This window comes from Streptosporangium sp. NPDC050148, assembly GCF_055586505.1.
Genome location: NZ_JBVJIA010000021.1, coordinates 62462 through 73287, shown reverse-complemented (window position 1 = coordinate 73287; position 10826 = coordinate 62462). Strand labels below are relative to the sequence as shown.

Annotated in this window: 12 protein-coding genes; 7 read left to right on the top strand and 5 right to left on the bottom strand. The window is 72.5% G+C overall.

The annotated features are described in order from the left end of the window. Positions 1 to 200 precede the first annotated feature (200 nt). On the bottom strand, positions 201 to 1802 hold the full coding sequence (locus ACZ6RT_RS23640; RefSeq protein WP_470156129.1) for an MDR family MFS transporter: 1602 nt from the start codon (positions 1800 to 1802) through the stop codon (positions 201 to 203). 81 nt (positions 1803 to 1883) lie between these two features. On the opposite strand from ACZ6RT_RS23640, the gene ACZ6RT_RS23635 reads away from it, so the two are divergent. Then, positions 1884 to 2459, top strand: coding sequence for a TetR/AcrR family transcriptional regulator (locus ACZ6RT_RS23635; protein WP_399193182.1), 576 nt, complete (start codon positions 1884 to 1886; stop codon positions 2457 to 2459). Positions 2460 to 2563: 104 nt separating this feature from the next. On the opposite strand, the gene ACZ6RT_RS23630 is transcribed toward ACZ6RT_RS23635, so the two are convergent. Continuing rightward, the gene (locus ACZ6RT_RS23630; RefSeq protein ID WP_470156127.1) at positions 2564 to 3472 is read right to left on the bottom strand and encodes a cation diffusion facilitator family transporter; all 909 of its coding nucleotides are present in this window, start codon (positions 3470 to 3472) and stop codon (positions 2564 to 2566) included. Between the two features lie 288 nt (positions 3473 to 3760). Here ACZ6RT_RS23630 and ACZ6RT_RS23625 point away from each other — a divergent pair, with 288 nt between their 5' ends. The 5 genes from ACZ6RT_RS23625 to ACZ6RT_RS23605 all read left to right on the top strand — a co-directional run bounded on the left by ACZ6RT_RS23625 (position 3761) and on the right by ACZ6RT_RS23605 (position 7611). Beyond that, positions 3761 to 3973, top strand: a complete 213-nt coding sequence (locus tag ACZ6RT_RS23625; protein WP_470156125.1) for an MbtH family protein — start codon at positions 3761 to 3763, stop codon at positions 3971 to 3973. A gap of 25 nt (positions 3974 to 3998) precedes the next feature. Next, on the top strand, positions 3999 to 4727 hold the full coding sequence (locus ACZ6RT_RS23620; RefSeq protein WP_399193176.1) for a thioesterase II family protein: 729 nt from the start codon (positions 3999 to 4001) through the stop codon (positions 4725 to 4727). A 217-nt stretch (positions 4728 to 4944) separates the two neighbouring features. Then, positions 4945 to 5862 carry a carbamate kinase gene (locus ACZ6RT_RS23615; protein ID WP_399193174.1) on the top strand — a complete coding sequence of 306 codons (918 nt, stop codon included), beginning with the start codon at positions 4945 to 4947 and terminating at the stop codon, positions 5860 to 5862. 24 nt (positions 5863 to 5886) lie between these two features. Further along, entirely contained in the window at positions 5887 to 6978 is a 1092-nt protein-coding gene (gene bar / locus ACZ6RT_RS23610; protein WP_399193172.1) for a barbiturase, read from the top strand. 78 nt (positions 6979 to 7056) lie between these two features. Then, entirely contained in the window at positions 7057 to 7611 is a 555-nt protein-coding gene (locus ACZ6RT_RS23605; protein ID WP_399193170.1) for an SseB family protein, read from the top strand. Here ACZ6RT_RS23605 and ACZ6RT_RS23600 read toward each other — a convergent pair. The 3 genes from ACZ6RT_RS23600 to ACZ6RT_RS23590 form a co-directional block, all read right to left on the bottom strand. Further along, positions 7532 to 8533 carry a hypothetical protein gene (locus tag ACZ6RT_RS23600; RefSeq protein WP_399193168.1) on the bottom strand — a complete coding sequence of 334 codons (1002 nt, stop codon included), beginning with the start codon at positions 8531 to 8533 and terminating at the stop codon, positions 7532 to 7534. The two genes, ACZ6RT_RS23605 and ACZ6RT_RS23600, sit on opposite strands and share 80 nt — an antisense overlap. Beyond that, positions 8530 to 9522, bottom strand: coding sequence for a hypothetical protein (locus tag ACZ6RT_RS23595; protein WP_470156123.1), 993 nt, complete (start codon positions 9520 to 9522; stop codon positions 8530 to 8532). Before ACZ6RT_RS23595 ends, ACZ6RT_RS23600 begins: the two co-directional genes overlap by 4 nt. A gap of 134 nt (positions 9523 to 9656) precedes the next feature. Beyond that, positions 9657 to 10073 (bottom strand): VOC family protein, encoded by a 417-nt coding sequence (locus ACZ6RT_RS23590; protein ID WP_470156121.1) that lies wholly within the window; start codon positions 10071 to 10073, stop codon positions 9657 to 9659. 64 nt (positions 10074 to 10137) lie between these two features. Between ACZ6RT_RS23590 and ACZ6RT_RS23585 the strand changes: the two genes are divergently transcribed. After that, positions 10138 to 10746 (top strand): TetR/AcrR family transcriptional regulator, encoded by a 609-nt coding sequence (locus tag ACZ6RT_RS23585; RefSeq protein WP_399193162.1) that lies wholly within the window; start codon positions 10138 to 10140, stop codon positions 10744 to 10746. Positions 10747 to 10826 lie beyond the last annotated feature (80 nt).

The following is a 10826-nucleotide window of genomic DNA, read 5'->3' as shown; positions in this document are numbered from 1 at the left end:
GGACGCTCTGACGGGCGTTCCCGCGCGGCCGTGGGGGGCCGTGAGGAGGCCCGGGACCGGCCGGAGAGCGGGGCCGGCCCCGGGCGGAACGGGGACGCGGGGGCGCGCCGGGGGTGACGGCACGACGGCGTGAGAAGCGGGCGGGGACGGGTTCCCGTTCCGCCCGGGACCCCGTCCGGGCCGCCCGGGACCCCCGTGCGTCACGGCCGGTCGCCGGACGGGACCGCCGGGCCCGCGGGGGCGGCCGGGTCGGTGCCCGGTGCCGGGGCGGCGGTCCGGGCCGAACGCAGCGGGATCTCCTTGACCATCAGGGCGGCCACCGCGGCGAGCAGGGCGATCGGGACGCCGACCAGGAAGACCGCGCTCATCGCCCGGGTGAACGCCTCCAGGATGATCTCCAGGAGCGGGGCGGGGAGGGCGTGGATGGTGTCGGGGGAGCCGAGGGCGGGGGCGGTCCCGCCGGTCAGCGGCAGCTTCGCCGCCCTGGCGAGGGAGACCAGCTCGGCGCCGAGCCGGTTGGACAGGATGGCGCCGAAGGCCGCGACGCCCACCGCGCCGCCCAGGGAGCGGAAGAACGACACGCCGGAGGTGGTCGAGGCCAGGTCGCTCCGGCTCGCGGCGTTCTGCGCGGCCAGGATCAGGATCTGCATGGAGGCGCCGAGCCCGACGCCGAGCACCGCGTTGTCGAGGCCGACGATCAGCAGCGAGCTGTCGACGTGCAGCCGGGAGAGCAGGAACAGGCCGAGCGCGACCAGCACCATGCCGACGACGGGGAAGATCTTCCACCGGCCGGTCCTGGTGACGAACCGGCCGACCAGGATCGAGGAGACGAGCAGGCCGAGCACCAGGGGCAGGGTCATCAGGCCCGAGCCGGTGGGGCTCATGCCCTTGACGATCTGCAGGTACTGCGGCAGGAACATCAGGGCGCCGAACATCGACGCGCCGACCAGCAGGGAGGCGGCGGAGGTGAGCACGAACGTGCGGTCGCGGAACATGTGCGGCGGCAGGATCGGGTCGGCGGCCCTGCGCTCGGCGACGACCGCGAGGCCGAACATCACCAGGCTGAGCGCGCCCAGGCCGTAGGTCCAGGGGGAGTTCCAGCCGAACTCGTGGCCGCCGAGGGAGAGCAGCAGCATCAGCGCGGTGGTCCCGCCGGTGATGAAGGTCGCGCCCCACCAGTCGACCCTGGTGTCACGGCGGGTGAACGGCAGCTTCAGCACCTTCTGGATGACGACGAACGCCACCACGGCCAGCGGCACGCAGATCCAGAACGTCCAGCGCCAGGACATGTTGTCCACGATGAACCCGCCGAGCAGCGGCCCGGCCACGGTCGAGACGCCGAAGACCGCGCCGATGTAGCCGGAGTAGCGTCCCCGCTCGCGCGGTTCCACCACGTCGCCCAGGATGATCTGCGGCAGCGCGGCCAGGCCGCCGGCGCCGATGCCCTGGACCGCGCGGGCCGCGATGAGCTGTGCCATGTCCTGGGAGAAGCCCGCCGCGATGGAGGAGAGCACGAAGACGACCAGGGAGACCTGGAACATGAGCTTGCGGCCGTAGAGGTCGGAGAGCTTGCCCCAGATCGGCGTGGAGGCCGTCATGGTCAGCAGGGTCGCGCTGGCCACCCAGGCCAGCTGGTCCTGACCGCCGAGCGTGCCGACGATGGTCGGCAGCGCGGTCCCCACCACGGACGTCGAGATCATCGACGTCAGCATGGCGAGCATCAGCCCGGCGAGGATCTCCAGCACCTGTCTGTGCGTGAAACGCGGTGCCGCCTCGGCCTGGACCTGTTGTTCGGTCAGCATGAACCGTCCCCCAATGCATGTACAGTACACATGAAGTTAGTAGACGCTTGTTTACCCGTCAAATCTGGAAGGATCGGTCAGGTGGACGAGACACGGCAGCGCGACAGGGAGGGCACCAGGCGGCGCATCCTCGACGCGGCCCGCCGTCTGTTCGCCGACCTGGGCTACGACCAGGTGACGATGCGGCTGATCTCCGCCGAGGCGGACGCCAACATCGCACTGATCAACCGTTACTTCGGGAGCAAGCGGCAGCTGTTCGCCGAGGTGCTCGCGATGCAGGGGCGATTTCCCGGCATCCTGGACGGCCCGCAGGAGGAGCTTCCCCACCGGCTGGCCGAGTACGTGGCCGAGCGGCTCTTCTCCGACCAGGGGAGCCCGGTGGTGGCCGCGCTCATCCGGTCGTCCAACTGCCCGGAGATCCACGAGATCATCCGGGACCGGGTCGGGTCGGCGATCCTGGGGCCGCTGTCCGCGCTGCTCCCCGGGCCGGACGCGGTGTTCCGGGCGACGATCGCCACCGCCCTGATCACCGGCACCGGCACGATGCGCCAGCTGTACGGCCCCGAGGCCGTGGGGACCCCCGACCGCGAGGCCGTGGTCGCCCGGCTCACCGCCGTCTTCGAGGCATGCCTGGCGATCCGTACGCCGGTGCCCTGAACGCCCTGCCGGTGACCGGCCGGTACGGGACCGGGTGACCGGCGGCGGGCGTCCGGCCCGGGTGTCCGGCCGATGTGACCAGCTGGTGTGCCCGGCCGGTGTGATCAGCCGGTGTTCAGCCGGCACGCGGTGCCGGGGACGTGGTCGACCTGCAGGGTGGTGTGGTCGATCTGGAAACGCTCGTGCAGCAGCGCGGCCAGCTCGCGGCGTACCCGGTGGCAGTCGCCGCCCCTGACGACGGTCACGTGCGCCGACAGCGCGGGAAAACCGCTGGTCACCGTCCAGATGTGCAGGTCCTCCACGCCGGTCACGGCCGCGTGGGCGCCGATCGCGGCGCTCACCTCGGCCGGGTTCACCCCGTCGGGCGCGGCCTCGAACAGGATGCGCCCGGCGTCGCGCAGCAGGCCGTAGGCGGCCTTGGCCATCAGGGCCGCGACGACCAGGGCGGCGATCGCGTCGGCCCGCCCCCACCCGGTCAGCCAGACCACCGCGCCCGCGACCGCGGTGGCCACGAAGGCGTACATGTCGTTGAGGATGTGCTGGAACGCGCCCTCCACGTTGAGGCTGCGCCGGTCGGCCCTGGCGATGAGCCAGGCCGCGACCGCGTTGACCACGATCCCGGCCAGCGCCGTGCCGAGGACCAGGGCCCCCTGCACCTCGGGGGGCTCGACGAGCCGCCGCACGCCCTCGTAGACGAAGTAGACGACGAGCGCCACGAAGGTCAGACCGTTGACCGCCGCGGAGATGATCTCCGCGCGCTTCCAGCCGAAGGTGTAGGCGCCGCGGGCCGGGCGGGCGGCCATCCGCATCGCGACCAGCGCGAGCGCGATCGCCGCGGCGTCGGTGAGCATGTGCCCGGCGTCGGAGATCAGCGCGATGGAGTTGGCGGCGATGCCGATGGCGACCTCGGCCGCCATGAAGACGAGCAGCAGGGCGAGCGCCGCCGCGAGATGGCGGCGGTCGGTGTTCGCGCCGTGCCCATGCCCGTGCCCGTGACCCATCACAAGATCCACTTCGCCAATATCTGAACAGATGCTCATATGTTAAGCAAGGTAAGCCTAACACGGCAAGATCCGGCTCCCCGTGCTCCCCCGCAGGCCAGGAGGCGCGGGTGACATGCCGGGATCGTCCGGCCCGCACCGGGAAGGTTCCGTCACCGCGGACCGGAGGCCGTACCTCAGGGGCGCCGTCGACGGACGCGTGATCGCCTGCCACCATTCAGCATGGTGGATCCCGGGCGCGCCGCGTGGATCGCCGCTCTTCCCGGAGAGATCGCCGCGCTTCCCAGAGAGGACGAGGACATGAGCAGCAACCCCTTCGAGGACACCGACGGCGCTTACCTGGCGCTGGTCAACGACGAGGGACAGTACTCCCTCTGGTCCGCCCGGTCGGAGGTCCCGGCCGGCTGGACCGTCGCCTTCGGCGAGGACACCCGGCAGGCCTGCCTGGAGCACATCGAGGCCACCTGGACCGACATGCGGCCCAAGAGCCTGATCAGGGCCATGGGGCAGTGACCGGACGGACCCGCGAGGAGACCGCATGACCTGGTTGCGCTGTGCCGTGCGCCGTCCGGCGGCGGTCGCGCGGCTGTTCTGCTTCACGCACGCGGGCGGGTCGGCCACGGCCTACCGCGAGTGGTACGCGCTGCTGCCCGAGGCGGTCGAGTTGCACGCCACGCAGCTGCCCGGCAGGGCCGACCGGTTCGCCGAGCCGTCACCGGAGAGCATGGACGCGCTGGCCGACGTGCTGACCGAGGCGATGCTCCCGCTGCTGGACCGGCGTTTCGCGCTGTTCGGCCACAGCATGGGGGCGACGCTCGCCTACGAGGTCACCCGCCGCCTGGAGGGCCGTGGGTACGCCCCGGCGCGGCTGTTCGTGTCCGGGGCGACGGCCCCGCACGACCGTCGCGACAGGCGCGCGCTGTCCACGTACGACGACGACGCCCTGGTCGCCGAGCTGGCCAAGCTCGGCGGCACCGAGGCGCAGGTGCTCGCCCACGAGGCGATGCGCGAGATCGTGCTGCCCTACGTCCGCGCCGACCTCCGCCTGCTGGAGGCGTACCGGCACCGGCCAGGACCGCCGCTGCGCACCCCGGTCTCGGTCCTCCTCGGCGACGCCGACCCGGTGGTCACCCCCGAGCAGGCCAAGACCTGGGAGGCCCGCACCTCCTCCGGGTTCTCCCTCGGGGTCTTCCCCGGCGACCACTTCTACCTGCAGCCGCGCCGCGCGGCCGTGGTCGAGGAGATCACCCGGTCGCTCCTGGTGTGAGCCGGCCCGGGGACGCTCCGGCCCACCGGCCGGTCCCCGGGCAGGTTCCCGGGCCGGTTCTCGGCTCGGTCGAGCGATCAGCAGAGGGATCGGTCGAGGGCTCGGCCGAGGGATCGGCCGGCGGGCCGGTTGGCGGGTTGTGCCGAAGGGCGGATGCCCCTTGGGCAAGGAGTGCCCATGAGGGCGGGACCCGCGGGCCGTTAGCGTCGGCCTGTGGGTGAACCAGGTGGGTGAACGAGTACTGATCGCGCTCGGCGGCAACGCGATGACGGGCCCCGACGGCGCCGCCTCGCCCCTCGACCAGCACCGCGCGGTCGAGCGCGCCGTGCGCCACGTGGCGGCGCTCGTCGAGGACGGCCACCGGGTGACCCTCACCCACGGCAACGGCCCCCAGGTCGGCAACCTGATCCTGAAGAACCAGCTCGCCGCCCACGTCGTCCCCCCGGTGCCGCTCGACTGGTGCGTGGCCCAGACCCAGGCCACCGTCGGGACGCTCGTCCTCAACGCGCTCGGCGGCCGGGCCGCGGTCGTGGTCACCCGCACGCTCGTGGACCCCGCCGACCCGGCCTTCCGGGACCCGGTCAAGCCCATCGGCCGCTACTTCGACGAGGCCCGGGCCCGCCACTTCGAGGGGCTCGGCCAGACCTGGCGCCGCTTCGACCGGGGCTGGCGCCGGGTGGTGGCCTCCCCGGAGCCGCTGGAGATCCTCGACGCGCCCGCCGTGACGGCGCTGACGGAGGCCGGGTTCACCGTGGTGGCCGCGGGCGGCGGGGGCGTGCCCGTGGTCCGCGACGCCGAGGGGCGGCTGACCGGCGTCGAGGCGGTGATCGACAAGGACCTGGCCGCCGCCGTGCTCGCCCGCGCGGTGGGGGCGACGGTCCTGGTCATCGCGACCGACGTCCCGGCCGCGGTCGTCGGTTTCGGTACGGCCGACGCCAGGCCCCTCGGCGGCGTCGGCGTGGCCGAGCTGCGCGCGCTGCACGCCGCCGGGCACTTCGCCGGGGGCAGCATGGGCCCCAAGGTCGAGGCCGCGCTGCGCTTCGTCGAGCAGGGCGGCGACCGCTCGGTGATCACCTCGCTGGAGGAGATCGGAACGGCGCTGACCGGGAAGACCGGCACCGTGGTGCGAAAGTGAACACGACTACGAAAGGCGGCAGGGATGCCGGAACCCATTGAAGTGCGCAAGGTGCCCATCGAGAGCGTGACCGACGCCTCCGGGCTGGCACGGCTCATCGACGACGGGGTGATCGAGGCCGCCCGGGTGCTCGCGGTGATCGGCAAGACCGAGGGCAACGGCGGGGTCAACGACTACACCCGCATCCTGGCCGACCGCGCCTTCCGCGAGGTGCTCGCGGCCAAGGGGCACCCGTCCCCGGAGAGCGTCCCGCTGGTCTGGTCGGGAGGCACCGACGGCGTGCTCAGCCCGCACGCCACGATCTTCGCCACCACGGCGGACGCCGAGCCGAGCGACGAGCCGCGGGTCAGCGTCGGGATCGCGATGAGCGAGGTGATCCTGCCCGAGGACATCGGCCGTCCCGCGATGGTGGAGAAGGTCGCCGCCGGGGTACGCGAGGCCATGAAGCTCGCCGGGATCGACGACCCCGCCGACGTCCACTACGTCCAGACCAAGACGCCCCTGCTCACCCTGTCCACGATCAACGACGCCAAGTCGCGCGGCAAGGACGTGGTGATCGAGGACACCGGCCCGTCGATGGACATCTCCAACTCGACCACCGCGCTGGGCATCGCCGTGGCGCTGGGCGAGATCGAGATGCCCGCCGCCGACCAGATCCACCGCGACCTGTCGCTGTACTCCTCGGTCGCGTCGTGCTCCTCGGGCGTCGAGCTGGACCGCGCGCAGATCGTGGTCGTCGGCAACGTACGGGGCATCGGCGGCCGCTACCGGATCGGCCACTCGGTCATGAAGGACGCGCTGGACGCCGACGGCATCTGGGAGGCGATCCGCTCCAGCGGCATCGAGCTGCCCGAGCGCCCCCACCCGTCCGACCTGGGCGACAGGCTGGTCAACGTGTTCATGAAGTGCGAGGCCGATCCGTCGGGCAGCGTCCGGGGCCGTCGCAACATCATGCTCGACGACTCCGACGTGCACTGGCACCGGCAGATCAAGGCCACCGTCGGCGGCGTCGCGGCCAGCGTCACCGGCGACCCGGCCGTGTTCGTCTCGGTCGCCGCGGTCCACCAGGGCCCCAGCGGCGGCGGACCGGTGGCGGCCATCGCCGACCTCGGCTGAGGACCGCCCGCGTCCCCGGACGGTGACCGGGGCGCGGCGGTCGCCCGCCCGTCCCGGCCGCCGGTAGGCTCCCGGTTCGTGCCGAGCATTCCGCAGCCCCTGGTCCCCGGCGACGACGGCGCCGCCGACGCCGCAGTGACGTCCGCGCTCGCGGCCTTCGCCGCCGGGACGGCGCACGCGGGCGACGTGGTCACCGCCCTGGGCGGGGCCCGGCTGCTCGTGCCGGTGGTCGCCCTGCTGAAGGAGTCGGAGATCGGCGAGCACGGCCTGCGGCAGGAGAAGGAGAGCGAGATGGCCCTCCCGAAGCTCGTCGGCGCCGACGGCCGCGAGGCGGTGCTCGCCTTCACCGGGGTGGACGCGCTGCGCCGGTGGCGCGCCGACGCCCGCCCCATCCAGGCCACCGCCCTTCAGGTCTGCCAGGCAGCCGTGCACGAGGGCGCCGCCGCCGTGGTGGTGGACGTCGCGGGCCCGGTGCCCTTCGTCGTCGAGGGGGACCTGCTGCGCGTCCTGGCCGCGGTCGAGTCGGGCACCCTGGACGCGCTGGGACCCGACGTCACCGTGGCGCGGATGGAAGAGATCGCCGAGCCCCCCAGGCGTCGGCGGTTCGGTTGGCCATCGCGTGGACGAGGTTGACCGTCAGGATCGCCGGGGCGATCACGGCGACGAACCCGCCGAAGTCACGCTCGAAGACCAGGGCGAGGATCACGGCCGTCACACCGTTCTGCTGCGCCAGCCCCAGGTGCACCCGATCGACGACCGGCAGGCCGTGGGTGAGCGCCAGCGCCGCGACCATCTGCGCGGCGTACGCGGACAGCCCGAGCAGCACGCCCATCCCCATGTTGGTCCCGCCGACGAGCAGCAGGCCCATCAGGAACGCCGAGAGCGCGAACGCCGCGCTCACCGCCCGGCCCAGCCAGCGCGCGTCCGGCAGGCGCAGGTACAGACCGGCGGTCGCCAGGCCGAGCATGAGGGAGCTCCAAGCGGCCGACACGACCGCCCCGGCCGCGGCCAGGTAGGTCAGCGCCGCGGGGGCCTTCCTGACCAGCCGCCACACCAGGTAGGCGGCGACCGCGAACAGCGCGTTCCGTCCCAGGTCGGCGAAGTAGGAGGCCGACAGGCCGCCCTGTCCCGAGTCGCTCACCAGCGCCGCCGCGTAGACGGCCAGGATGATCGTCACCGGGTCGTCGAACGAGGACCAGGCTCCCAGGATGGTCTTCGCCCGGGTCGAGAGCCGGTCGTCCCGCATCACCCCGGCGACCGAGAGCGGATCGATCTGGGCGACCACCACCGCCATGATCAGTGCCCGGGGGTCACCGGAGACGAGGTAGACCACCCCGGCGATGAACGCCGCCTTGAGCAGCACCCCGACGGTGACCGCCAGGGTGATCAGCCGGGTGTGCTCCCTGGCCTCGGCGCGGTCGATGCCGTGCGTGCTGCCGTACAGGCCGATGGCCAGCAGCAGGCTGCTGAGGAGCACGTACGCGCCCGAGTGCTCCAGCTCGCGCAGGCCTCCCAGGTCGGCGGCCAGCCAGCCCAGGCCGACAACGACGATCAAGAGCCCGATTCGGGCCACCGTTCACTCCTCGGGACGGAGCGCAGATGCCCATGCGACGTGGGGGAGTGCTTGCGCTGGTTGATCGGGGGGAGGGAGAAGTGCCCGCGGATCAGGTCCACGAGCTCGGCCATCTTGGCGTCGGCGGAGTCGACCTTCCGCTGGTCCAGGGTCACGCCGATCAGGTAGCGGGTCTCGTCGATCCAGTGCAGGTACATCGCCCCGCGCTCCACGTCCAGGACCGTGCGGATCAGGGCTCCGCCCTCCAGCCGGTGCAGCTGCCGGTTGAGCCGCTGGGTGAGCCAGCTGAGCTGGTTGCCGGCCTGGAGGTAGATCCTCCTGCGCTGCTCCTGGTCGGTCTCGTGGAAGAAGTGGGCCAGGTCGCCGTCGTCGAGCACGTCGACGTAGAAGCAGCACCGCTTGTCGGCGTAGTAGGCGACGAAGTGCAGGTCCTCCTGGTCGGTCATGGCGACACAGCTGGTCAGCGCCTTCTCCACCGAGGGCCCGATGCCGGGCATGGTGCGGATCAGGATCTCCGACTCGCCGATCACCTTGCGCTTGGTCGCGGTCGGCAGCGGTCCCATCCCGGCCGCCAGGTAGGGCAGGTACAGGCCCCGCCGGTACTGGACGAGCAGGTAGACGCCGGTGACGACGGCGAACGCGCTCACCCCCGTGGTGATCAGCCCGTGCACCTCGCCGGGCACCCCGCCCCGCCAGAGCACCGGGCCGAAGGCCGCCACGAACCCCAGCACGGCCTCGCCCGCCGCGGTGACGGTCAGCCCGACGACCAGCAGCACCGGCAGCCGCGCCCGGATCCGGCCGAGCACGGTGGCGATCAGGGCGAGCGTGACGATCACCGAGATCACCGTGATCGCGCGGGCCACGTCGTACTCCTCGCCCTCGATGTACCACGCGAGGAGCTCCAGCAGCACCGGCAGGAGAACGAGGGACGCGATGATCGCGGGCAGCTTGCTGAAGCGGTCCGTGTCCACGTGGTCCGGCCCTCCGGGGGTAGGGGTCTGCTGCCAGCCTCCGTGCTCGCCGGGAGGCCGTCAATGACCTCGGAGGTCACCCCGGGCGCCCACCCGGGATGATCGCCGGTCCCGGGGTGGTCGTCCTCACGGCCTCACGGGCCGACGTACCGCTCGGCGTAGGCCTCGGTGGGCGCGATGGGCGTGATCACGTCGATCAGGACCCCGTCGGGGTCGGCCACGATGAAGTGCCGCTGCCCGAAGTCCTCGCTGCGCAGCTCCAGCTCGGGCCGCAGCCCCTCGCGGACGACGAGCCGTTCCCACTCCGCGTCCACGTCCTCCACCTCCAGGTTGAGCAGCAGCCCCCGCACGGGGACGCGGTACGCCTCGGGCAGCGTCGGGTGGCCGTGGTCGAGCAGCGCCAGCTCGTACGACGGGTCACCGGGCCGCCGCAGGCTCACGTACCAGTCGGCCTCGAACGTCGTCTCGAAGCCCAGCAGGCCGGTGTAGAAGTCGCGGGACCTCTCGACCCGCGAGGTGCAGATGACCGGATAGAAGCCGATCAGTCTCATGGGACTCCCTTTCGCATACCGTCGGTATGTGAAGGTACGATATTGACGTACCGTCGGTACGTCAATGAGCGGGGGCGGGACGATGAGGGACGGCGGCAGGGCGCGGCAGCGCGAGCAGACCAGGCAGGCCCTGCTGCGCGAGAGCAGGCGCCTGTTCGCGACGCTCGGCTACGGCGCGGTGGGCCTGTCGGAGATCGTCCGCGCGGCCGGGGTCACCAAGGGCGCGCTCTACCACCACTTCGACGGCAAGGCCGCCCTCTTCCGCGCCGTCCTGGAACAGGTCCAGGAGGAGGTGGCCCGGGAGGTGGCCGCGACCGCCGACGCCCAGGACGATCCGTGGGAGCGGCTGGTCGCCGGGTGCCAGGCGTTCCTCACCGCCGGGACCGCCCCGGACGTCCGGCAGATCATGCTCGTCGACGGCCCCGCCGTCCTGGGGTGGGCCGAATGGCGCGCCATGGACGAGGCGGCCTCCGCCCGTCACCTGACAGACGAGCTCACCACCCTGATCGAGGCGGGAACGATCGCCCGCAGGCCCGTCGCGCCGCTGGCCCACCTGCTGTCGGGCGCGATGAACGAGGCGGCCCTGTGGCTGGCCGGCTCCACCGACCCCCGGGACCTGGCCGAGACCCGGGCCGCCCTGTCACGGATGCTGGAGGCCCTGCGCGACGGCTGACCCCGCGTCCTCGGGCCGTCGTCCTCGGCCTCTCGTCCCGGACTCCTCGTCCCGGGCCGTCGTCCTCGTGGCGTCTCGTC

Excerpts from the sequence above, each read along its gene's own strand:
- ACZ6RT_RS23640 (WP_470156129.1), bottom strand. The coding sequence starts at position 1,802 with ATGCTGACCGAACAACAGGTCCAGGCCGAGGCGGCACCGCGTTTCACG.
- ACZ6RT_RS23620 (WP_399193176.1), top strand. The coding sequence starts at position 3,999 with ATGACCTGGTTGCGCTGTGCCGTGCGCCGTCCGGCGGCGGTCGCGCGG.
- ACZ6RT_RS23625 (WP_470156125.1), top strand. The coding sequence starts at position 3,761 with ATGAGCAGCAACCCCTTCGAGGACACCGACGGCGCTTACCTGGCGCTG.
- ACZ6RT_RS23590 (WP_470156121.1), bottom strand. The coding sequence starts at position 10,073 with ATGAGACTGATCGGCTTCTATCCGGTCATCTGCACCTCGCGGGTCGAG.
- bar (WP_399193172.1), top strand. The coding sequence starts at position 5,887 with ATGCCGGAACCCATTGAAGTGCGCAAGGTGCCCATCGAGAGCGTGACC.
- ACZ6RT_RS23585 (WP_399193162.1), top strand. The coding sequence starts at position 10,138 with ATGAGCGGGGGCGGGACGATGAGGGACGGCGGCAGGGCGCGGCAGCGC.